The organism is Cytobacillus firmus NBRC 15306 (assembly GCF_001591465.1).
GTDB lineage: Bacteria > Bacillota > Bacilli > Bacillales > Cytobacillaceae > Cytobacillus > Cytobacillus firmus.
In genome coordinates, this window is record NZ_BCUY01000067.1 from 1 (window position 1) to 22,394 (window position 22,394).

Genomic DNA, 22,394 nt, shown 5'->3' on the forward strand with positions numbered 1-22,394 from the left:
CTAAAGTTCGTAGTAATTTAAAAGCAGAGAAGCAATCCATCTGCCTTGAGGGCTGTTTCTGATATTTGCAATCAGCCCTTGTAAGATAGCAGGACTCAGGCTGCGCTCCTGTACATCCTTCTTTAGGAGGATGAGTGATTCCTTTTCAATTGAATCTTCTAGTTCCTCTATTTTCTGCGCCATGATTTCAATCATTTGCCCGTCTGTCATCTCTTCATGTCCAGCCTTCCTGAACGTGTCATAGAGCTCGTCTGTTATAAACGGGATTTCCGAGTGCTTTGCCAGCAGGTCCGTTTTTTCCGCGAGTGATTGGCACAGAATGTCCAAATCCAAAGGTACATTAAAAAATAAAAATAAATGAGAGTACACATGCATGAAGCCTTTAATGCAATAAATTAAATCATATTTTGTATGCTGGACAGCCTCACCATACAGCTGATCAAGCATTGATAGGGTGATATCATCGATAAATTGGTCAAAGTGGCGCCCTTTTGATAGCAGTTCTTCATTAAACGTATGCGCTTGTTCCTTAATAAAGACCTTGGCGAAGTCAGAATGCTTTTGAAAGGAGTGGAAAGTGGTGTAATAAAACTTCCTTAAAAGCTCTCCGCCTGTGTTATTCGGGTCTTTGACTATTCGGTCAATATCTGAGATGAACTGCTCCATAAACTGATCGATCAAAGCCATGATCAATTCATCTTTTGATTTAAATGATAAGTAGAAAGCTCCTTTGGAAATACCGGAGTGAACGGTGATCTGCTGAACAGAGGTAGCTTCAAACCCTTGCTTGGCAAAGAGTTCTAAAGCGCTTTCCATAATTAATTGCTTCTTGCTCATGTAAGAATGTCACTCCTTTATGATTGACAAATGACCACCTGGTCATTATTATATGTAATTGAGTCTAATAAGTCAATTTAGGGTAGGTGCACAAGTGAAAGGGTTAGTGAATTTTGTCCTGCAGAATAAACTTGCAGTCTGGCTGTTAACAATTATTATCACTGTATCTGGCATTTATTCAGGTACACGGATGAATATGGAGACCATTCCGGATGTCTCAATTCCTTACTTAATGGTAATGGACGTATATCCGGGGGCAACTCCTGAAAAAGTGATGGAAGATGTGTCCGTCCCAATTGAAAAAGCCGTTGAAGGCCTTGAAGACGTTAAATCCGTTTACTCAAATTCATATTCTAACATGTCGAATATCCAAGTGGAATATGAATATGGTATTGATATGGACGAAGCCAAGCGTGCTCTTCAATCGGCTCTGGATGCAGTGGAGCTGCCGGAAGGAGCACAGGAACCGACCATTACGGCCATCAGCATGAACATGATGCCGGTTGCTGCGCTGAGTGTAAGCAGCAAATCAGAGGATATCGTTGAGTTAACTTCAACGGTAGAAGATATCATACTGCCAAAACTTGAAAAAATTGATGGTGTAGCATCAGCGACCATCAATGGTCAGCATGTGGAAGAAGTGCAGCTCACATACAACGAAAAAAAACTGGCTGAACTTGAGCTGACCGAAGACAAAGTAAAGGAAATGATCCAGGCAAGCAACATGGCTGTATCATTGGGACTTTACGAATTTGAAGAAGGTGAGCAGGCTGTCGCAGTGGACGGCAAGTTCATGACCGAGGATGAATTAAAGAACATGCTCATCCCGGTAACACCAACCGCACAAAACCAGTCACCTTTTGTGAAGCTGAGAGATATTGCCGAGATTGATACGGTCGGCAGAGTGCAATCTGTATCCCGTACAAATGGTGATGATGCCATTGCCATTCAAATCGTTAAAGAACAGCAGGCTAACACTGTTGAAGTGGTCAACAATGTCAAAGATTTAATCAAGGAAGAAAAAGAAAAGGTCGAGGGCCTTGTCATAGATCTTTCACTTGACCAGGGTAAGCCGATTGAAGAATCCGTTTCAACTATGATTGAAAAGGCCGTGTTCGGCGGGCTGATCGCAGTCTTGATTATTTTGATGTTCCTGCGTGATTTTAAATCAACGATCATCTCGATCGTATCGATTCCAGTTTCAATTTTTATGGCGCTGCTTTTGCTTCACTGGATGGATATTACACTGAATATCATGACATTGGGAGCTGTTACGGTTGCCATTGGCCGTGTTATTGATGACTCAATTGTTGTCGTTGAAAATATTTACCGCCGCCTCCATCTGAAGGAAGAAAAACTGACAGGGCGCGCACTTATTCGAGAAGCTACGATTGAGATGTTTAAGCCAATCCTCTCCTCGACATTGGTTACCGTTGCGGTATTCGCGCCGCTCATTTTTGTCGGAGGCATGGTCGGCGAGCTGTTTACGCCATTCGCTTTGACGATGACTTTCGCGCTTGGTGCTTCACTTCTTGTAGCGATTACGATTGTTCCGGCACTATCTCATTTCTTGTTCAAAAAGAAATTATACAGTGAAAAAACGGAAGGCAGCCATAAAGAAGCCGGAAAGCTATCAAAATGGTATAAAGGCATACTTGAGAAGTCTCTTAATCATAAGATTATTACTTCCATCATTGCCGTTGTCCTGCTGGCGGGAAGCCTGGCTCTGACGCCATTGATCGGATTCAGCTTTATGGGCAGTGAAGAAGAAAAAGTGATGTACTTAACGTACACACCTGAAGCTGGAGAACTGAAAGAAGAAACATTAAAGAACGTTGAAGCAGTAGAAGAAAAAATGCTTAAACGTGATGATATTGACATCGTTCAAATATCTGTAACCGAAGAAGCGGACCAGATGGCTGCCATGATGGGCGGAGGTGCTGGCGGAGCTTTAATGTACCTGATCTTTGACCCTGAAATGGATAATTTCCCTGAAGTCCGTGAAGAAATAGAAGAGTATGTGTTTAATATCGGGCAATCTGGTGAGTGGAAGAGCCAGAGCTTCACATCTATGTCCGGTTCAACCAATGACGTCAGCTACACATTCTACAGTGAAGATTTAGATAAACTGAATGACGCTGTTAAAATGGTCGAAGACGTGATGAAGGAAAATAAAGAATTGGAGGATGTATCTTCAAGTGCAGAGGATGCCTTTGTTGAATATACCTTCAATGTGCAGCAGGATGAACTGCTGCAGTACGGCCTGACAGCGGGTCAAATTGTCATGATGCTGAATCCTTCTAATACCAAGGATGTTCTGACAACGATTGAAAAAGATGGTGAGACGCTTGAAGTCATCGTCCAGCAGGAGCAGGCGGAACAGCCGAAATCAATTGATGATATTCTGGAGACTCAAGTGCCGACAGCCATGGGCACAACCATGCCTCTTTCCGAGCTGGTCACAGTGGAAGAGGGTACAACACATAACACGCTTGCCCGCAGTAAAGGCGAGTACTACGCAACCGTATCAGGCAAGGTAAAAGGCGATGACATCTCAAAGGCTACTTCTGCAGCAGATGAAGCGATTGATAAATTGGATCTGCCGAAAGGTGTAACAGTCGGTGTAGCAGGTGTTCAGGCGGATATGAATGAGACATTCACACAGCTTGGCGCTGCGATGCTTGCTGCGATCGCGATTGTGTACTTTATTCTGGTTGTCACATTCCGTGAAGGGGTGGCGCCATTTGCGATTCTCTTCTCCCTGCCATTTGCTGTGATAGGTTCGTTTGTTGGCTTATTAATTGCCGGTGAAACCATTTCTGTATCGGTCATGATGGGACTGTTAATGCTAATTGGTATCGTCGTAACCAATGCCATCGTTCTGGTGGACCGGATCATCCATATGGAACGTGACGGCCTGGTCATGAGGGAAGCCGTGCTGGAAGCGGGGGTAACCCGCCTTCGCCCTATCCTGATGACAGCTATTGCGACAATTGGCGCATTAATTCCACTGGCCATCGGCTCCGGCGGCGGTGGAGGGCTTATCTCCAAAGGCCTTGCGATTACCGTTATCGGCGGTCTGGCAAGCTCGACACTATTGACCCTGATCATTGTGCCGATTGTGTACGAAGTATTATCGAAAATGTTTAAGAAAAACCGCAGAGAAATCGAAGAAAACTAAAAGGAAGCCCTGCAGGATAGATGAATGCCTGCAGGGCTTTTCTCTGTATTCAGCTAAATCCCCCTGATAAACTCCCTCTTTTCTTTTACAAGATCGACTCTTGCAAATAAAAGTGCATACATAATAGCAAAAATAAGGTAGGCCAGGCCAATGATCAGGCTAAGGGTCCTTGGAGTAAATATCTCCAGCAGGAATCCAGCTGTACCCATGGAGACAGCCAGGGAAAGGTTTGAGATCATTTCCATTAAACCGAAAAAAGTTCCCTGCCTGGACCGGGGGATGAACTTCATCATAACGGTATCCAGACAGATGTTGCCGATTCCGCCCGCAAAGGTGATCATCACGACAGTGAAAAGAGCTGCGTAAAAGCTTGGCGCAAGGCTTAGTAAAATATGACCGGTGCCTTCTAAAGCGATGAAGATGATCGCAAGTGCCAGGAGGCCGCGCTTCATCATATGAGAAAAAAAGGAGCTTAGAATAAGGCCAATCCCCAGTGCGCCATACATAAACCCAACACCCAACTCACCCATATCAAAAACTTCCAGTCCATAGATACTGACAAGAATATTGTCTATACCGCTGGCGAGCGGCATGGTCAGCATCATAACAAAAAAGGCAATCAGTGCGGAAGAGCCAAGAATTAGTTTCCCTGGTGAAATGGCTGCCGATGTTCCCGGCTTCCTCTTATTTTCATCAGAAACTGACGGGAAAACCATCCTGGAGATTAGATACGCTGATAACAGGAAGGTAAGGCCGTTAATCATAAAAGCAGCATGGTTTCCCAGATAGTAGGCGAGGATTCCGCCGGTGCTTGATCCCAAAATGAGAACTGCCCCAATCATGACTTGTTCAATCGCATTTACATATATAAGCCGATCGGATTTTACAAGGGCAGGTATCGCAGACATCCTGGCCGGTGAATAGATGGCTTCCCCCATTGAGGTCAGAAAAGCACTTGTATAAACAATCCATAGATCCCCTGGTTCCCTTACGAAAAGAAGGCAGAGGACCGCCGGCACTTTCAGCAAGTCCACTGTCACCAGAATGGCTTTTTTAGAAAAACGGTCTGCGAGCATGCCTCCTATTGGAGCAATGAAGAAAAAAGGTGCCATGCGGATAGCGAATAAAAGTCCGATTGCGACACCAGAGCCTGTTACGTGGTATAGCAGCGCAAGCAGCGCAACCTGTGTAAATCGATTTCCAATTCCATTAATGACACCAGCCCAAAAGAGCCTTTGATAATTTTTCTCCTGTTTCCATACAGTCCAATTTGTCATGTTAACGCACCTCAGCGGAAGTAATTCGACATTCATCTAATTTGTCGGAAATAGTAAACAATTAGATATATATCTAATTAGATTATATTCAAATTAGCTTGTTTGCACAATCATAAATTTTGCAGTAATGAAACTTTCTCCTATTTAGAATCGTAAAGATGATTAAGGAGGCGGGTGCGATGAAATTAATATTCGAGGTCCTATTTCTGGTATGTATTATCTATTTCAGCTATCACTACATAATCCTCATAACAAAAATGAAGAAAACTCCTCTTATTCCTTTAGATAAGAATGATTTGAGAGCAGTAAGGAAATTCCCCCAAAAAACAGCGGATAGCCCTGTTATCTCCAAGAACAAGCTGGGGCTCATTATGTATGCAGTCATGCTGGTATTTCTAATTGCTATGTTTATATTCGGTAAATATAATATGAAATTCAGCTGGACATATCTCTATCTTATGTTTATCCCTTTAATCAACGCCAAAGATCTCCTGAATGTATTTGCTGTATATGATGACGGTTTTATAAGCGGAAGCAGGTTTGTTCCATGGAAAAACCTAAAGTCCTTCCAGTTCAAAAAAATAGATTTAAATCACAAATTCTATGGGTATTCTTCGGAAGTAAATGAGGGCTACGAACTTATCCTTAAAACAAATATGTCCAGCCATAGCCTGGTCGTAACGGAAGAGGAAATGAAGGAAAAGCTGGTTCGTGTTTTGGAAGAACAAATGAAACCGGCATAGAGAAGTTTTAAATCGTCCTTTTGTTGGTATTTATATAGTAAAACGTCAGGAAAGGATCAGGAAAAATGAAAGAAATTACAGTGACGGTTGACTATGAAGGTTTAAAATATCAAACGAATATTATTACCAATAAAGAAGCCGGCGAAGAGGAAATAATAAAGCAGGCAGAAGATCAGATCAGGAAACAGCTGAATAACTAAGTGAAAATGAACCCCCTTAATCTGCAAAGATAAGGGGGTTAACTATTGGTTCAGCGGAGTTTTTGATTTAGTTTTTGCTGAAGCATTTCTATTTTATTTGGCAGGACAAATAAGTACTCTATTAAACTCTCTAAAAGCTCCATTAGCAGCGAGGCCATTTCCTGATCAATATCCTTTTCAAGATCAAGCATCTCGTAAAAGGGACTGCCAGGCTGCACCAGCTGGCTTAATGACTGGAGAGGCTTTGCTAAATCAACATGCTTTGGCAGCTGTTCAAACTGCTTTGACAGGTTTTGCCCCTTGACCTCTTCACCGAGAAAGTTTTTTAATATGCTTTCAAGAACCCGCTTGGACATCACAGCTGTTGCCACCGTATCTCTGGAATAGCTGACATTTAACGCTGATCTGTAGGCTCGGGTGAGGTCTCCCGGCACTTCCTTTATTTTCTCCAGCTGAGTCAGGAGCTCCTTTGCTGAATTAGGATCATAGATGTAGAGAATCGTCTCGTCGCTGGATTGGTCAGCTTGATTAAGAATCATGATAAATACCGATTCTTTTTTACAGGCAGAACAATTTCCATGGGAAAGAATGCTGGACTTGCTTGTATGATTATAATTTGCTTTAATCGTAAAATGGCTCGGTTTGCTGCATTTTGGGCACTCGCATTGGACACTTGATGGCAGCTTCCTATAACCAAATTGACTATGAGAAATAACTTGTGCCGGCAACACTCTTCTCACTATCATTTCCCCCCGCTAGATTACTATTTTTCCAATCCATTAAAATTAAGTATAACTTTGAAAATCAGGAGGAAAAAGATGAAAAATATGGAATTTTCACACGATATAACTGCTGTGAATCTCTATATCAAAAAAAGAGCTACTCCCACATGGGAATAGCTCTTTTTCCATTATCCTTTATAAGGGTTATTGCGGTTTTCCCTGACATTGTTAAAATCATACGCATCTCGATTGCGGGTATCGACATCATCGTTATAGGCCGAAACCGTGCGGTCATTTGTGCTCAGATCTTCAGGGTTTCCGCTCAGCGGACGGTTTAGATCCAGATTCTCATCTGTCCAAACACCGCTGCTGTTTCTGGTGTTATCCTTAAAAGCGTTCGTTCCGCGATCAAGCTCGCCAGGGTTCAAAGGATCAGTGCTTGTGTACGTTGTCCGGTCTCCATCTAAAATGGAACGGTCCGTATTTGTATAGTCATCAGTAAAGTCTGCAGACTTCGCATCAGGATCGACTAACACAAGGATTTTTCCTGATTTAACATCTGCTTCATAGCGATGTGCTTCCTCTTCAGGAATACCCATTCCGATCAATGCTCCGGCAATGCCGCCCGCACCTGCACCAACTGCGGCTCCTGTTAATGTAGCAGCAATTGGTCCTGCTGCCACAATTGGTCCGATTCCGGGAATCGCCAATGCGCCTACACCAGCCAGAAGACCTGTTAATCCTCCGAGAACACCGCCAGTAGCCGCACCGGCAGCTAATCCCTCTTCCGTTTTTGTGCCTGTTTCTTCTGTAACGGCATCCACATCGTCTTTATTTTTACTGATTACGGAAATATCTTCAGGACGGTAGCCTTCCGCTCTTAACTTTTCAACCGCTTGAATAGCTTCCTGCTCTGTATCGTATGCACCTACAACATGTTTGTTTGTTGCCATGTTCATCATCCTCCTTAATAATTTTTGCTTATCTATTGGTGTACATACCTTTTTCATCACAAGCATAAACCGTGTGGATAAAATTACTAATAATTTCCCCTTGACTGATAACTGGCTTGACCTGTAACTGCATAATCGGTAGTTTAAAAATAGAATAGGCACAAGGAAGGTTGATTCTCTATGAAAAAACTTTATTATGAAGATCCATATATCAAAACATTTGAAACAGAACTTGTATACCAGGCAGCAGACGACAAGGAAAGGGTATATGCTGTTCTGAAAGAAACGGCCTTTTATCCAACTGGCGGAGGACAGCCTCATGATGAGGGGACACTCAATGGCATAAAAGTGGTGGATGTCGAAGAAGCGGAAGGGGAAATCCGTCATTATTTAGAAGGAGAATTGGACCCTTCCACTTCAGGAGTATCAGGAGAGATCGATTGGAACAGACGGTTTGACCATATGCAGCAGCATGCCGGCCAGCATATATTATCGGCTGCATTTGAAGAGCTTTACGGCTATAAAACAGTCAGCTTTCATTTAGGCAAAGAAACCTTAACCATTGATTTGGAAATCAGTGAACTGCCAGTCCGGCATGCAGAGGAAGCGGAAAGACTGGCTAATGTCATTATACTTGAGAATCGTCATATTGAATCCAAGTGGGTGAGTGCAGAGGAAGCTTCCCAATTTCCGCTCCGCAAGAAGCTGTCTGTCAGCGAAGATATCCGCCTTGTGATCATTCCGGAGTTTGATTATAACGGATGCGGCGGAACACACCCAGCTTCAACCGGCCAGGTATCCGGTGTAAAAATATTGGACTGGGAACGCCAAAAAAAGAAAATCCGCGTACAGTTCATCTGCGGCACCCGGATTCTCACGCAGCTTCAGGCCAAACATGAAATTACCGGGAATCTGAGTCAGCTTCTAAATGCACCAGAGCAGGACCTGCCTTCAGCAGCCAGCCGCCTGATTGAAAATGGAAAAGACCTGGAGAAGCAGCTGGAAGCAGCAAAGGAAGCACTGTTAGCTTATGAAGCAAAAGAAATGTTCACAGCCGGAAAGGGAAAGTGCATCAGCAAAGTCTTTGAGGGGCGGTCCATCCAGGAACTGCAGAAACTGGCACGCTTAATCGCCTCCCAATCTGAGAATGCGGATGTTATCCTAGTCAATGAAACCACAGATAAACTCCAATTTGTCTGCGCCAGGGGAGCAGATTCGGAATCTGATATGAAGAGCCTTTCAGCAGAACTGCTACAGAAGATTAACGGCAAAGGCGGCGGCAATCCGCAATTTGCACAGGGTGGGGGAGACAGGCTCATGAGCGGGGAGGACCTGCTGCAATATGCATTGAGACTTGCAGAACAAAAGTAATTGAATCCGCATGTAAAGGACTGATTCAATTGATAAAATATTTAGAAAAGTATTGAAAAATGATTGTAATACAGCTTCTGTTGTATTACAATTTTGGTACGGGCCATGCATTATAATGAATGTTTATGATAACCTCATAAACGCCTCATATAATATCCGGTCTGCAGGAGGCAAGTTCATGTACAGACAAAATACCGTCTATATCATCGGAGACAGCAAAACATCACTGAACAATCCGATTATGCAAAAATATAATGGCTTCTTTATCGGTCTTGTGATCGACAGGGAAACAGATGAAATTGTAGATGCAGAATGTTCATCTACCATTAATTTAACCTCATTATTTATTAAATCGATATTTGTCGGCAAATCCATACTGGAAGCAGACAAGGTAATGGAAGAAATCGAAAGCCGCTACTTCGGCTCCTCGCAAAAGGCCCTAATGGTTGCCTTTAAAAATGCCCATATAAAATATACACAAATTATGAATAAATGAGCTGCTTTTTCTGTTTTCCGCAGATGAAATCCAGCTATCAGAGAACATCTCCGATAGCTGGATTTTTTGTATTTAGCTTTTATGAAAAATAAATTGCTGATTCAATTTACAGAAAATATCAAAATAATTTACAATATAGAAAACTATAATAATATAATATTTTGGGGGATTCTAAATGAAGCTTTATTTATCAGTTGATATGGAGGGAATTACGGGTCTGGCTGATCATACTCATGTTGGATCCTCTAAACACAATTATGAACGCAGCAGGGTGATTATGACTGATGAGGCAAACCATGTGGTGACAGCTGCCTTTGAAGAAGGCTGCAGTGAGGTGATTGTCAATGACAGCCACTCGAAAATGAACAACCTGCTGATTGAAAGAATGCACCCTGAGACACAGCTGATTACTGGTGATGTTAAGCCATATTCAATGGTTCAGGGCCTGGATTCAAGCTTCAGCGGAGCCGTGTTTGTTGGATATCATGCACGTGCTTCCATGAAAGGTGTTATGTCCCACTCCATGATTTTTGGTGTGAGACATATGTACATCAATGATCATGCCATTGGAGAAATGGGCTTCAATGCTTATGTTGCTGGATATCATGGTGTGCCGATTCTAATGGTGGCCGGAGATGACCAGGCTGCATTGGAAGCAGAGAATTTAATCCCGAATGTGACAACAGCTGTTGTAAAAGAGACGATATCACGGTCTGCTGTGAAATCGCTTACCCCCGCGAAAGCCGGCCAGCTCTTAAGAGAAAAAGCGGCAGAGGCGCTTAGCAAAAAGGAGCTTGTCAAGCCGCTTGTGCCGCCGGAAAATCCTGTATTGAAAATTGAATTTGCCAACTATGGCCAGGCTGAGTGGGCTGCTTTGATGCCCGGTGCAGAGATAGAAGAAAATACAACCATTGTCCGCTATCAGGCTAAAGATATTCTTGAAGCATACCAGGCTATGCTCGTGATGACTGAGCTGGCCATGAGAACTACATTCTGTTAGGAAGTGTTAATGAATGACTGGATACATAATAAAACGCCTCATCGCAATGGTCGTCACACTTTGGTTCATTATCACTCTGACGTTTTTCTTAATGCACTCCATACCCGGGTCGCCTTTTAATGAAGAAAGAAACACCAGCGAAGCGGTCCAGCGGAATATGGAGAAATTCTATCATTTGGACGAACCGCTGTATGTCCAATATGGGATGTACTTGAAATCAGTTGCAACATTTGACTTTGGACCATCTATTAAAAAGTCCTCCCAGACGGTTAATGAAATGCTGGGACGGGGGTTCCCGGTGTCGTTTGAACTGGGAATCGTCACTTTGATTGTGGCTGTTTTCTCAGGGATTGCCCTCGGAATCATAGCAGCTCTCCGGCACAATGGCTTTATTGATTATTTAGCGATGACCATTGCAGTGCTGGGAATATCAGTGCCGAACTTTGTGCTTGCCACACTATTAATTCAGCAGCTTGCTGTCAATCTGGCAATCCTCCCGGTGGCCACCTGGTCAAGCCCAAAGCATATGATTCTGCCGACTCTGGCGCTTGCGACAGGACCCATGGCAATCATCGCCCGTCTGACACGTTCAAGTATGCTGGAAGTTCTGACACAGGATTACATCAAGACGGCCAAGGCTAAAGGCCTGTCACCGGTGAAAATTGTTTTTAAACATGCACTGAGAAATGCCCTGCTGCCTGTTGTAACCGTATTGGGGTCGCTTGCTGCAAGCATTTTGACAGGAACCTTTGTAATTGAAAAAATATTTGCCATTCCCGGAATGGGAAAATATTTCGTGGAAAGCATCAATACACGTGATTATCCGGTCATAATGGGAACCACCGTTTTTTACAGCTCCATTTTGATTATTATGCTGTTCCTGGTGGACATTGCATACGGAGTTCTAGACCCGAGAATTAAGCTTCACAAAAAGGAGGCGAGCTAATGGAACTGCGCAAACAGCATGATAACCGCAACCTGGCACCCGATATTCCGGATGAATGGTTTGTCCCAAAGGCCAAAGACGAGGATGCAGCGGAAGCAGTTGTAAGGCCAAGCCTTTCTTATTGGCAGGATGCATGGCGCCGGCTTTTGAAAAACAAATTGGCAATGGCAGGGCTCTTCTTTCTTATTGCTTTAGCCTTTATGGCCATATTTGGCCCGATGATTTCCCCGCATGATGTATCCCAGCAGTCATTGGCTAATCAGAATCTTCCGCCGTCTTCAAAATATTGGTTCGGAACAGATGAATTAGGCCGGGATGTTTTCGCAAGAACATGGTACGGAGCAAGGATCTCCCTATTCGTTGGAATCGTGGCAGCCATGATTGATTTTGCAATCGGAGTCATTTACGGCGGTATTGCCGGCTATAAAGGCGGCAGAACAGATAATGCCATGATGAGGGTAGTGGAAATTCTGTATGGACTCCCATATTTGCTGGTTGTTATTTTAATCAGTGTCGTAATGGGACCTGGTTTGTTCACCATAATATTCGCCCTTTCCGTGACGGGCTGGGTCGGGATGGCCCGGATTGTCCGCGGACAGGTTCTGCAGATCAAGAACTATGAATTTGTACTGGCATCAAAGACTTTCGGAACAAAAACGTCGAGGATTATAAAGAAAAACCTGCTGCCGAACACGATGGGCCCTATCATTGTACAGATGACTCTTACAGTGCCGTCGGCTATCTTTGCAGAGGCGTTCCTGAGCTTTCTGGGATTAGGCATTCAGCCGCCTTTTGCCAGCTGGGGTTCCATGGCCAATGATGGGTTGTCTACGATTCTATCAGGTCACTGGTGGCGCCTGTTCTTCCCTGCCTTTTTCATCTCCCTGACCATGTTTTCATTTAATGTGCTTGGAGACGGATTACAGGATGCCCTCGATCCGAAGTTAAGGAGGTAGCAGCATGGAGAAAGTACTTGAAGTAAAAGACCTGAATGTCACATTTACCACTTATGGCGGGGAAGTCCAAGCTGTAAGGGGTGTATCATTTGATCTCTTCAAGGGGGAAACCCTGGCGATTGTCGGTGAATCCGGCTGCGGAAAGAGTGTAACGTCCCAGAGCATCATGCGGCTGATTCCATCCCCTCCAGGGAGAATAGCAGATGGCTCTGTCCTCTTTAAAGGGAAGGACCTGACAAAGCTAAAGGAATCCGAAATGCGGGATATCCGCGGCGCAGACATTTCGATGATCTTTCAGGATCCTATGACGGCTTTAAACCCTACGATTACCATTGGAGAGCAAATTATAGAAGGAATTATGCAGCATGAAACCATATACCGGCAGGATGCCCGTAAAAAGGCCCTGGAAATGCTTAATTTAGTTGGGATTCCAAATCCAACTGAAAGATTGAAGCATTATCCTCACCAATTCAGCGGCGGGATGAGGCAGCGGATTGTGATTGCCATGGCCCTTGTCTGTGAGCCGGAAGTGCTGATCGCCGACGAACCCACCACAGCACTTGATGTGACCATACAAGCACAAATATTGGATTTGTTTAAGGATATCCAGAAGAAGACGGGAGTATCCATTATCATCATTACCCATGACCTCGGAGTTGTCGCTCAAGTAGCGGACCGCATTGCTGTCATGTACGCAGGGAAAATAGTGGAAGCCGGGGAACGAAGGGAAATCTTCTATAATCCTCAGCATCCCTATACAAAGGGTCTGCTGAATTCCGTTCCGCGCCTTGACCTGGATGGAGCCGATCTTATTCCCATCGGCGGATCGCCGCCGGATTTATTCGCTCCCCCGACAGGGTGCCCATTTGCTGCCCGCTGCGGATATGCAATGGAAGTCTGTGACCGGGTCTATCCCTATAAAACTCATTTAAGCCGCGATCACCATGTAGACTGCTGGCTTCAGGATGAGCGGGCACAGAAAATGCTTGCAGGTGTGAAATAGGTTTTTCCTTTCGCAGTGCCGGTCCCGGTACGGTGAAAGTTATGATTCTATCAGCTGTCAGACAGGCATCTGATAGATAAAGAAATATATTTTAAGAGGGGGAAAAGGAATGAAAAAGTTTTTATCGCTGCTGCTTGCAGGTGTGCTGCTATTTGTCATGGCAGCCTGTACGGCAAATGAAGATGCAGGCAAAGAAACAGACAGCAAGGATGATAGCAAGAAAGAAGAAGAAAGTGCGGAAAAAGTGCTTTATTTGAACAATGGCCAGGAGCCGACTTCGTTTGACCCTCCAATCGGCTTTGACTCTGTTTCCTGGAGTGCGCTGAACAACTTAATGGAAGGTTTGACCCGTCTGGGACAAAATCATGAGCCAGAAGCAGCAATTGCTGAAAAATGGGATATCTCAGAAGATGGAAAGACTTATACATTCCAAATTCGTGAAGATGCAAAATGGTCAAATGGCGATCCTGTAACAGCAGGTGATTTCGAATTTGCCTGGAAGCGTCTTTTAAATCCTGATACAGGTTCTTCAGCCGCTTTCCTCGGCTACTTTATTGAAGGCGGAGAAGCTTATAACAACGGGGAAGGATCAGCTGATGATGTAAAAGTTAAAGCCGTTGATGACAAAACATTTGAAGTGACTTTAGTCAGTCCGCAGGCTTATTTCTTAAGTGTAATCACCAACCCTGCATTTTTCCCGATCAATGAAAAAGTGGCAACAGAAAACCCTCAGTGGTTTGCTGAAGCAGAATCTTTTGTGGGCAACGGTCCTTTCAACCTGACAGAGTGGGAGCATGACAGCCACTTTGTAATGGAGAAAAACGATCAGTACTGGGATGCTGAAAATGTGAAACTGGATAAAATTAATTGGGCGATCATTGATGATACCAATACAGAATACCAAATGTATCAAACCGGAGAGCTAGATGTATCGGCTGTTCCATCTGAGCTGAGTGAACAGCTATTAGGTGAAGCAAAGGTTGAAGACCAGGCCGGTGATTATTTCTACCGTTTTAACGTAAATATGGAGCCATTCCAGAACGAAAACATCCGTAAAGCATTCGCAATGGCAGTGGACCAGAAGCAAATCGTTGACTTTGTAACCAAGAATGGAGAAAAGCCTGCATACGGATTTGTATCCTATGGATTTAAGGATGCTGATGGAAAGGATTTCCGTGAAACAGCAGGAGATCTTGTCCAAACGAATATAGAAGAAGCGAAGTCCCTTCTAAAAAAAGGAATGGAAGAGGAAGGCTATGAAACACTTCCTGAAGTAACATTGACTTACAGCACAAGTGATTCTCACAAAAAGATCGCAGAAGCACTTCAGCAAATGTTCAAAGAAAATCTTGGCGTTGAAGTAAAACTTGCCAACATGGAATGGAATGTATTCGCTGAAGAGCAAAAAGCGCTTAAATTCCAATTATCACGCAGCTCATTCCTTGCTGACTATGCTGACCCAATCAACTTCCTTGAAAACTTCCAGACAGGACACTCCATGAACCGCACTGGCTGGAGCAATGAGAAGTACGATCAGCTGATCAAGGATGCGAAGAATGAAGCAGACGAAGAAAAGCGCTTTGAACTGATGTATGAAGCGGAAAAAATCTTATTCGAAGAAATGCCGATTATCCCTATCCATTTCTACAACCAGGTATATCTCTATAATGATGCTGTTTCAGGAATCGTCCGCCATCCGGTTGGATACCTGGAGCTTAAATGGGCAGATAAGAAGTAATACTTCTTCGGCTTGATGTGAAAGTGACAGGAAAAGGGGTGTTCGTGTGAACATCCCTTTTTTTCAGAAGTATAATTTTTTTGAAGAATAAGGATCTTTGAACTTTGATAACTGTCTAGCTCCGAGCGCCATCGGCTCGAGGTCTTAAGCCAATCACTTCTGAAGGCAAAAAACGCCTTCTGCCAGCGCTTGTCTTAAGCTTGTCGCCGATAAGCGGGCGCTCTGCGCTTTTCTAGTTTATTTCCCGAAAAATAATACATTTTCCCGAAATTTAGCTTATATCCTCGACAATTATTTCTTTTCCCAAATAATGCTTTTGCTGCAGGAGCATATAATGCTATAAAACGAAAAGGATGTGACAGCATGGCAATCAAACCTCAGCGCCTGAAAAAAGGTGATGCGATTGGAATTATAGCACCGGCTAGCCCGCCTAATCAGGAGAACCTGAAACGATCCCTTTCTTTTTTGGAAGAGCTTGGTGTAAAGGTAAAGATGGGCGAGCATGTGACAGATCAATATGGTTACCTGGCCGGGAAGGATGAAGACCGTCTGGCTGATTTACATAACATGTTTGCGGATAAGGAAGTCAAAGCCATCATTTGTGCAGGCGGGGGCTATGGAACCGGGAGAATTGCGTCCCAAATCGACTACAGTCTGATAAAAGAAAACCCGAAAATTTTCTGGGGATACAGTGATATAACATTCCTTCACACTGCCATCCGCCAGGAGACAGGAATGGTCACCTTCCATGGGCCGATGCTCGCGTCTGATATTGGCAAAAAGGATGCGGATCCGCTATCCAAGTACTATTTTAACCAGTTATTTGAGCCAGTGACGCTTGACTATCCAGAAGGAATTTCAGAATTGGAAACGATGGTGAACGGGAGTGCCGCGGGTGTCTTAACGGGGGGAAATCTGTCTCTTATGGCCAGTACAGTCGGAACACCATTTGAAATTGATACAAAAGATAAGCTTGTGCTTATTGAAGACATCAACGAAGAGCCCCGTGCGGTCGACCGCATGCTAAACCAGCTGCATATGGCCGGGAAGCTTTCGGATGCGGCCGGCTTTATCATTGGGGACTTTAATAATTGTGTTCCGGAAAGAGAACTTTCCCTGAAACTGGATGAAGTTCTGGATACGTATATCAAAAGGGTGAATAAGCCTGCAGTTAAAGGCTTTCATATCGGCCATTGCTCTCCGCATATTTCTGTGCCATTAGGTGTAAGGGCAGAATTGGATGCAGCCGGTAAAAAGCTGACAATCGAAAGCGGAGTTAAGTAAAAGGGTGGTATAGATGAAAATAAACACGATTGAAACATTTAGAGCTGCAGTACCACTGAAAAAACCATTTAAAACAGCTTTAAGAACAGTTGAGACAGCTGAAACGCTTGTTATAAAAGTAACTTGCGATAACGGGATAGCTGGGTGGGGAGAAGCACCTCCCACTGTGGTAATCACTGGAGACAGTCTATCAAGCATAGAGTCATCCATTCATCATGTATTGAAGCCAATGCTGATCAATAAGAGTCTTCTAAACTATGAGGCGATATTCCAGGGGATTCAGTCCGCTTTAATAGGAAATTCGAGTGCAAAGGCGGCTGTGGATATGGCCTTATACGATTGTCTTGCACAGCAATGCAAACTTCCTCTTTACCAATTTTTAGGCGGACATAAAAATGAAGTGGAAACGGATTATACGGTTAGCGTGAATGGCCCTGAGGAAATGGGGGAAGATGCGGTTTCCTATGTTCAGCAAGGCTTCGATGTCCTTAAGGTAAAGGTCGGCAAGGATGATATTTTAACAGATATAGAGAGAATACGGGAAATCCGCACCCGGGTAGGATCGAAAATTAAAATCCGCCTGGATGCCAATCAGGGCTGGAAACCAAAGGATGCTATTTATGCCATCCGGAAAATGGAAGCACTGGACTTGAACATTGAGCTTGTCGAACAGCCGGTAAAGGCTTGGGATATAGAGGGGCTTAAGCAGGTTACAGATGCGGTTGATACACCGATAATGGCAGATGAGAGTGTTTTTACCCCGAAGCAGGCATTTGAAGTCATTAAAACGCGAAGTGCTGACTTGATTAATATCAAGCTGATGAAATCAGGCGGCATTTATCAGGCGCAGATCATTAATCAGCTCGCTGAAGTATGCGGGATGGAATGCATGGTAGGCAGCATGATTGAAACCAAGATCGGCATTACGGCCGCAGCCCATTTTGCAGCCAGTAAAAAGAATATAACCCGCTTTGATTTTGATGCCCCATTGATGATGGCAAAAGAAATTGTGGAAGGCGGAATCCGCTATTCCGGCCGCAAAATTACCCTGCCATCTGAACCTGGCCTTGGCATCAGGAATGTATCATTGGCAGTGAACAAGCAGGAATTGACATCCTGACAATTTTAAAAAGGAGGAATTCGGTTTGGCAATTAAGCAGAAATGGCTGGTTGCGGTTCCTGCTGCAACCTTGTGGACAGCGAGCGATTCATCAAGAGAAATTGACACCGAAGCCATCACTAACCCAGTTAATCTGGATGCCTGGCTTGAAAAGCTCAGCTATGAGCCCCGGCTAGAGCTTTGCGACGGGAATCTTGTGCAATCACAACTTCTGTACGGAGAAGAAGTTGTTGTATTGGAGGAGAGAGAGGGATGGGTACATGTTGTTGTCCCAAGCCAGCCTTCTTCAAAGGACGGGAGAGGGTATCCCGGCTGGCTGCCGAAGGCCCAGCTGATTCAAAATGAAGATTGGAAGAGTGATAGTGAAAAGGCCGCTGTCATCCAGAATAAAAAAGCGACTCTCTATTCGACTGACAGAGAGCCGGAACTAATTCTAAGTTATCAAACTGTACTTCCAGTCTTAAAAGAAGAAGCCGAGTGGATCCAAGTGCAGACACCTGGAGGAGAAGGATTCTTAAAATCTGCTGACGTAAAGGTCTTTGAAGCAATCGATGCTATACGGAAAGGCAGCGGCAGAGACATCATTGCTGCGGGTGAACAATTTATAGACCTTCCCTATCTATGGGGCGGCATGAGCAGCTATGGATATGACTGTTCAGGGTTCAGCTATTCGATGTGCAAAGCAAATGGCGTGATCATTCCCCGTGATGCCCATGATCAGGCGGAAGCAGGGAAGCCGGTCGAACTGGATGCCATTGAACCAGGGGACCTATTATTCTTTGCTTATGAAGAAGGGAAAGGCAAACTCCATCATGTAGGCATTTATTATGGTGATGGAAAGCTGCTTCATTCTCCAAATACCGGTAAAAGCATTGAAGTTATCGACTTGAAAGATACCATCTATGAAAAGGAACTATGTGCAGCTAGACGTTACTGGCAAGAGACGGGGGAATAAACATGGCAAAAGAAGCACTTTTACAGGTCAACAATCTCAAAAAGCATTTTTCAATGGGAAAAGGACAAACCCTGAAGGCTGTTGATGATGTCTCCTTCCATATCAAACAGGGAGAAACATTCGGGATTGTCGGTGAATCCGGATGCGGAAAATCAACTGCAGGGCGTACCATCATCGGTTTATATAACCGTACAGAAGGTGAAGTCCTTTATGACGGAAAAAATGTCCATAATATGACTGAAAAAGAGAGGTTTGCTTTTCACAGGAAGATGCAGATGATTTTTCAGGATCCGTATGCTTCCTTGAATCCGCGTTCTACCGTACAGGAGATTATTTCCGAGCCCATGGAGGTTCATGGGTTATATCCGAATAAGAGGGAGCGCCTCGAGCGGGTCTATCAGCTCCTGGAAGATGTAGGTCTTAACCGCGATCATGCCAACCGCTATCCGCATGAATTCAGCGGCGGACAGAGGCAAAGAATTGGAATTGCCCGTGCTTTGGCTCTGGATCCGGAATTCATTATTGCTGACGAGCCAATCTCAGCACTGGATGTATCGGTACAAGCCCAGGTGGTGAACCTGCTTAAGGGGCTCCAGAAGAAAAAAGGCCTGACCTACTTATTTATCGCCCATGATCTCTCAATGGTTAAGCATATCAGCGACAGAATCGGCGTTATGTACTTAGGGCATCTAGTGGAATTAACCACAAGCGAAAACTTATATAAAAATCCGCTTCACCCCTATACACAGGCCCTGCTGTCGGCGATTCCCATCCCTGACCCTGATGTCGAGGATAACCGGGAAAGGATCATTTTGGAAGGGGAGCTTCCAAGTCCAATGAATCCGCCAAGCGGCTGTGTATTCCGCACGCGCTGCCCTTATGCGATGGAGGCTTGTGCTTCCATTAAGCCGGAGTGGCAGGAGATTGAGAAGGATCACTTTGTGGCCTGCCATTTATATAATGAAAAAGTAACGGGCGACCATAACCGGCCTCAAGTAGCGGCTGCGAAATAAAATGGACCTTCATACTCTTAAAGCGGAAATTCTTACATTGGCCAGCTGCTGCGAAGGCCGCGTTGCTGTATATATCCATACTGAGGATGGTTTCATCGAAAAAGATGCCGATGCCATTTTCTCTTCAGCCAGCTTAATAAAGGTGCCGATTTTACTTGCGGGACTTTTACAGGCGGAGAAAGGGCTGCTTCAGCTTGAGGAGGAAGTGGAAGTTGCTGCTTCTGCCCGGGTTGGCGGATCGGGTGTATTGCAAGCCATGGCCAGAGATTTGAAGATCAAGGTGACAGACCTAATGACACTAATGATCATTGTGTCTGATAATACAGCGACTAATCTTATCATTGAGCTGCTTGGTATAGAGAAAATCAATCAGCTTTTCAAAGATTTGGGGTTTAATAATACATCATTAAACAGAAAGATGATGGATTTTGAAGCACTGAAAAACGGCATTGACAACACCACGACTGCCCGGGATATGGTGTATGGCATAAAGGCATTGGCAGAGCAAAAGCTTTTATCAGGGAAGTATACTGAAAAAGCACTGTATATATTGGAAAACCAGCAGTTTAAAAATAAACTTGCCAACACGATAGACGAGGAAAAAGTCAAGGTTGCGGGTAAAACAGGCGAACTTCCCGGTATAGAGCATGATTGCGCCATATTTACCCATAAAAGGAAAACAGTCTGCGCTGCAGTACTAGTGGATGGGCTCCAAAATCAGGCAGCCGGCAAAGAAGTACTGTCCGCAATCGGCAGCCGTATTAATCAATATATTACACACAAATAAACAAGGAACCGCTCACTTAGAACGGTTCCTTGTTTATTTGTGCAGTTTTTGCACCGAGACTGCCAGATTATTTATGGTGGAAAGGGCATTTCCCTTCAATTGGCTTAACATCATCACCGATGAAGTATTGTTTCCACTCACGGTGTTCGGGATCGCCATAGTGGCTGATGTTTGGATGGGTAGGGAGGCCATCCCATTTCTCAACACGTTCCCTTACTTTTTCCCTGGACATAACGCCGCCTTTCGTGGTGCCTTCGAGACCTTCAAAAATCCGGCGCGGCTGGAATCCAAGCACAAGACTATTGCCCAGATCCCTCGTCTTTCTCTGCTTGTACGCAGGCGCATTGCCAAACACAAAGAATGGCTCCGCAGCAAAAGAAAACGCCCATAAATGATGGTCCGGATCTGTCGGATAATCTTTCGGCCAAGGCTTTGTATCAACTTTATGCAAATACTGAAGGATATTCCAGAAATTTTCTCTGTAATGTTCAAGCGGCTTTTCATCTTTTTCCGGCTCCACAAATACAAACAGGCCATGACGAATAAGCTTTGGTGCGTCAAAAAGCTCGATAAAAGATTCAAGAGCTTCCGGCAGATTAGACCAGTCCTCCTGTGTAATATAGGCATATCTCAATTCGCCGCGCATTTCGGCAGTCATTCCAAAATAGCAAGGGAAGGTTTTATCTGTAACCGTATCATGAAATGTTTTATATTCTTGAATAACCCACTCAGGCACGATATCGGGGTTAGTCATATCTTCTTTTGTTAAAAGAAACTTACTGGCAGTTTTCATTTTTTCACCTCAGAAAGATTTACTTATGAAATAGGTACCCCTTATAAAGTCCTTTGAAACTAGCTGGGTGAAAAAGGAAACGAAAAAGACAGCCGTGATGACTGCCTTACGATTTTCGGTATTTATACTGGTTAAGCTGGAAGCGGATAAAACAGCCGATGCAAAATCCCAGAATGGCAATAAATGCTGAAAGAGCGACCATAGCTGTAAAAACATACCCTGCAGCTGTCCAGCCCAGCAGAAAGCTGATCAGTCCAAGCGCCAGGCAGGCAACGGCAATCACCTGATTAAATTGCTGCTGCTCCCAGTCTTCGGGAATGTACTCAGAAGGACTCTTTTTTAGAAAATGTCTTGCTGTACGCATAATCGGATTGAAGCCGAACAATAGGCCCATTGCACCTGCAAGCAGGGGAATGGCGAGAATCCATGCTTCTCCTGTAAACCACGAAGCTAAAACACTTAATACAATTGACCATTGATTCGTTCTTACGAGCGGACGGGGAATCGAAACCGGTGTATTTGTCATTTATTTTCCGACCTTTCTCATTGGTTTTATTGGTATTAATAGTTTACTGGAGTTGTTTGATTTTGTGAAGAGAAAAAGCCTGGAAATCAGCGGGGATGGATCTGAACGGGGTTTAACTTCGGACAGAGAAAGCAGAAAGAGGAGCGTCAGAGTCGGAACCTGGTTCAAATTCGGACACAGAAAGGAGAAAGAGGAGCGTCAGAGTCGGAACCCGGTTCAACTTCGGACACAGAAAGCCAAAAAGAGCAAGTTAGAGTCGGAACCCGAGCCAACTTCGGACACAGAAAGGAGAAAAGAGCCAGTCAGAGTCGGAACCCAACTTCACCAGCAATAAACGCCCGCAAAACACCAGCCGCCAAAGAAAAAAGACCTTGGAATGAGTTCCAAAGTCTCTTTGGGCAAGCAGATCACGGCTCAGGCGGTGCCCGGCGAATCCCGCCATAAAAAATCCTACGTGCTTAAACGATTCTTTGCTGCTTTTTTAAATGAAAAA

General features: G+C 44.4%; 21 protein-coding genes. 15 read left to right on the top strand and 6 right to left on the bottom strand.

Annotated features, from left to right (window positions below):
- A complete protein-coding gene (locus BFI01S_RS16320) occupies positions 1-837 on the bottom strand; it encodes a TetR/AcrR family transcriptional regulator (protein WP_061793554.1) in 837 nt (278 codons plus the stop codon).
- Between the two features lie 94 nt (positions 838-931).
- On the opposite strand from BFI01S_RS16320, the gene BFI01S_RS16325 reads away from it, so the two are divergent.
- Entirely contained in the window at positions 932-4,018 is a 3,087-nt protein-coding gene (locus BFI01S_RS16325; RefSeq protein ID WP_061793555.1) for an efflux RND transporter permease subunit, read from the top strand.
- A gap of 53 nt (positions 4,019-4,071) precedes the next feature.
- Here BFI01S_RS16325 and BFI01S_RS16330 read toward each other — a convergent pair whose 3' ends face one another.
- Positions 4,072-5,295, bottom strand: coding sequence for an MFS transporter (locus BFI01S_RS16330; RefSeq protein WP_061793556.1), 1,224 nt, complete (start codon positions 5,293-5,295; stop codon positions 4,072-4,074).
- A 179-nt stretch (positions 5,296-5,474) separates the two neighbouring features.
- Between BFI01S_RS16330 and BFI01S_RS16335 the strand changes: the two genes are divergently transcribed.
- A complete protein-coding gene (locus tag BFI01S_RS16335; protein ID WP_061793557.1) occupies positions 5,475-6,038 on the top strand; it encodes a hypothetical protein in 564 nt (187 codons plus the stop codon).
- Between the two features lie 65 nt (positions 6,039-6,103).
- Positions 6,104-6,238, top strand: a complete 135-nt coding sequence (locus BFI01S_RS23100) for a BA3454 family stress response protein (RefSeq protein WP_115596637.1) — start codon at positions 6,104-6,106, stop codon at positions 6,236-6,238.
- 50 nt (positions 6,239-6,288) lie between these two features.
- On the opposite strand, the gene BFI01S_RS16340 is transcribed toward BFI01S_RS23100, so the two are convergent.
- Entirely contained in the window at positions 6,289-6,984 is a 696-nt protein-coding gene (locus tag BFI01S_RS16340; RefSeq protein ID WP_082804547.1) for a hypothetical protein, read from the bottom strand.
- Positions 6,985-7,148: 164 nt separating this feature from the next.
- Positions 7,149-7,913: a general stress protein gene (locus tag BFI01S_RS24720; protein WP_061793559.1), complete on the bottom strand. Its 765-nt coding sequence runs from the start codon at positions 7,911-7,913 to the stop codon at positions 7,149-7,151.
- Positions 7,914-8,093: 180 nt separating this feature from the next.
- Here BFI01S_RS24720 and BFI01S_RS16350 point away from each other — a divergent pair, with 180 nt between their 5' ends.
- From BFI01S_RS16350 to BFI01S_RS16405, 12 genes are all read left to right on the top strand, one after another.
- Entirely contained in the window at positions 8,094-9,284 is a 1,191-nt protein-coding gene (locus BFI01S_RS16350; protein WP_061793560.1) for an alanyl-tRNA editing protein, read from the top strand.
- A 178-nt stretch (positions 9,285-9,462) separates the two neighbouring features.
- Positions 9,463-9,780, top strand: coding sequence for a DUF3870 domain-containing protein (locus tag BFI01S_RS16355; protein ID WP_035331889.1), 318 nt, complete (start codon positions 9,463-9,465; stop codon positions 9,778-9,780).
- 175 nt (positions 9,781-9,955) lie between these two features.
- A complete protein-coding gene (gene dppA / locus BFI01S_RS16360; protein ID WP_061793561.1) occupies positions 9,956-10,780 on the top strand; it encodes a D-aminopeptidase DppA in 825 nt (274 codons plus the stop codon).
- A gap of 13 nt (positions 10,781-10,793) precedes the next feature.
- Entirely contained in the window at positions 10,794-11,726 is a 933-nt protein-coding gene (locus tag BFI01S_RS16365) for an ABC transporter permease (RefSeq protein WP_048008726.1), read from the top strand.
- Positions 11,726-12,682: an ABC transporter permease gene (locus BFI01S_RS16370; protein ID WP_061793562.1), complete on the top strand. Its 957-nt coding sequence runs from the start codon at positions 11,726-11,728 to the stop codon at positions 12,680-12,682. Before BFI01S_RS16365 ends, BFI01S_RS16370 begins: the two co-directional genes overlap by 1 nt.
- A 4-nt stretch (positions 12,683-12,686) precedes the next feature.
- Positions 12,687-13,685, top strand: coding sequence for an ABC transporter ATP-binding protein (locus BFI01S_RS16375; protein ID WP_061793563.1), 999 nt, complete (start codon positions 12,687-12,689; stop codon positions 13,683-13,685).
- A 109-nt stretch (positions 13,686-13,794) separates the two neighbouring features.
- Positions 13,795-15,423, top strand: coding sequence for a peptide ABC transporter substrate-binding protein (locus BFI01S_RS16380; RefSeq protein WP_061793564.1), 1,629 nt, complete (start codon positions 13,795-13,797; stop codon positions 15,421-15,423).
- Between the two features lie 363 nt (positions 15,424-15,786).
- Positions 15,787-16,707 (top strand): S66 peptidase family protein, encoded by a 921-nt coding sequence (locus BFI01S_RS16385; RefSeq protein WP_061793565.1) that lies wholly within the window; start codon positions 15,787-15,789, stop codon positions 16,705-16,707.
- A 13-nt stretch (positions 16,708-16,720) separates the two neighbouring features.
- The gene (locus BFI01S_RS16390; RefSeq protein ID WP_061793566.1) at positions 16,721-17,827 is read left to right on the top strand and encodes a dipeptide epimerase; all 1,107 of its coding nucleotides are present in this window, start codon (positions 16,721-16,723) and stop codon (positions 17,825-17,827) included.
- A 25-nt stretch (positions 17,828-17,852) separates the two neighbouring features.
- Positions 17,853-18,782, top strand: coding sequence for a C40 family peptidase (locus BFI01S_RS16395; protein WP_061793567.1), 930 nt, complete (start codon positions 17,853-17,855; stop codon positions 18,780-18,782).
- Between the two features lie 2 nt (positions 18,783-18,784).
- Complete coding sequence (locus BFI01S_RS16400; RefSeq protein WP_061793568.1) at positions 18,785-19,795, top strand: ABC transporter ATP-binding protein; 1,011 nt, start codon at positions 18,785-18,787, stop codon at positions 19,793-19,795.
- 1 nt (position 19,796) lies between these two features.
- A complete protein-coding gene (locus BFI01S_RS16405; protein WP_061793569.1) occupies positions 19,797-20,582 on the top strand; it encodes a serine hydrolase in 786 nt (261 codons plus the stop codon).
- A gap of 67 nt (positions 20,583-20,649) precedes the next feature.
- Here the strand turns inward: BFI01S_RS16405 and BFI01S_RS16410 are convergent, their stop codons facing one another.
- Together BFI01S_RS16410 and BFI01S_RS16415 are read right to left on the bottom strand one after the other, a co-directional pair.
- On the bottom strand, positions 20,650-21,375 hold the full coding sequence (locus tag BFI01S_RS16410; protein WP_061793570.1) for a YqcI/YcgG family protein: 726 nt from the start codon (positions 21,373-21,375) through the stop codon (positions 20,650-20,652).
- Positions 21,376-21,481: 106 nt separating this feature from the next.
- A complete protein-coding gene (locus BFI01S_RS16415; protein WP_061793571.1) occupies positions 21,482-21,901 on the bottom strand; it encodes a DUF4395 domain-containing protein in 420 nt (139 codons plus the stop codon).
- Positions 21,902-22,394: the final 493 nt, after the last annotated feature.

What these genes read in the sequence shown, in the direction of transcription:
- BFI01S_RS16320 (WP_061793554.1), bottom strand. Translation starts at nt 837, where the DNA reads ATGAGCAAGAAGCAATTAATTATGGAAAGCGCTTTAGAACTCTTTGCC.
- BFI01S_RS16330 (WP_061793556.1), bottom strand. Translation starts at nt 5,295, where the DNA reads ATGACAAATTGGACTGTATGGAAACAGGAGAAAAATTATCAAAGGCTC.
- BFI01S_RS16335 (WP_061793557.1), top strand. Translation starts at nt 5,475, where the DNA reads ATGAAATTAATATTCGAGGTCCTATTTCTGGTATGTATTATCTATTTC.
- BFI01S_RS23100 (WP_115596637.1), top strand. Translation starts at nt 6,104, where the DNA reads ATGAAAGAAATTACAGTGACGGTTGACTATGAAGGTTTAAAATATCAA.
- BFI01S_RS16340 (WP_082804547.1), bottom strand. Translation starts at nt 6,984, where the DNA reads ATGATAGTGAGAAGAGTGTTGCCGGCACAAGTTATTTCTCATAGTCAA.
- BFI01S_RS24720 (WP_061793559.1), bottom strand. Translation starts at nt 7,913, where the DNA reads ATGGCAACAAACAAACATGTTGTAGGTGCATACGATACAGAGCAGGAA.
- BFI01S_RS16350 (WP_061793560.1), top strand. Translation starts at nt 8,094, where the DNA reads ATGAAAAAACTTTATTATGAAGATCCATATATCAAAACATTTGAAACA.
- BFI01S_RS16355 (WP_035331889.1), top strand. Translation starts at nt 9,463, where the DNA reads ATGTACAGACAAAATACCGTCTATATCATCGGAGACAGCAAAACATCA.
- dppA (WP_061793561.1), top strand. Translation starts at nt 9,956, where the DNA reads ATGAAGCTTTATTTATCAGTTGATATGGAGGGAATTACGGGTCTGGCT.
- BFI01S_RS16365 (WP_048008726.1), top strand. Translation starts at nt 10,794, where the DNA reads ATGACTGGATACATAATAAAACGCCTCATCGCAATGGTCGTCACACTT.
- BFI01S_RS16370 (WP_061793562.1), top strand. Translation starts at nt 11,726, where the DNA reads ATGGAACTGCGCAAACAGCATGATAACCGCAACCTGGCACCCGATATT.
- BFI01S_RS16375 (WP_061793563.1), top strand. Translation starts at nt 12,687, where the DNA reads ATGGAGAAAGTACTTGAAGTAAAAGACCTGAATGTCACATTTACCACT.
- BFI01S_RS16380 (WP_061793564.1), top strand. Translation starts at nt 13,795, where the DNA reads ATGAAAAAGTTTTTATCGCTGCTGCTTGCAGGTGTGCTGCTATTTGTC.
- BFI01S_RS16385 (WP_061793565.1), top strand. Translation starts at nt 15,787, where the DNA reads ATGGCAATCAAACCTCAGCGCCTGAAAAAAGGTGATGCGATTGGAATT.
- BFI01S_RS16390 (WP_061793566.1), top strand. Translation starts at nt 16,721, where the DNA reads ATGAAAATAAACACGATTGAAACATTTAGAGCTGCAGTACCACTGAAA.
- BFI01S_RS16400 (WP_061793568.1), top strand. Translation starts at nt 18,785, where the DNA reads ATGGCAAAAGAAGCACTTTTACAGGTCAACAATCTCAAAAAGCATTTT.
- BFI01S_RS16405 (WP_061793569.1), top strand. Translation starts at nt 19,797, where the DNA reads ATGGACCTTCATACTCTTAAAGCGGAAATTCTTACATTGGCCAGCTGC.
- BFI01S_RS16410 (WP_061793570.1), bottom strand. Translation starts at nt 21,375, where the DNA reads ATGAAAACTGCCAGTAAGTTTCTTTTAACAAAAGAAGATATGACTAAC.
- BFI01S_RS16415 (WP_061793571.1), bottom strand. Translation starts at nt 21,901, where the DNA reads ATGACAAATACACCGGTTTCGATTCCCCGTCCGCTCGTAAGAACGAAT.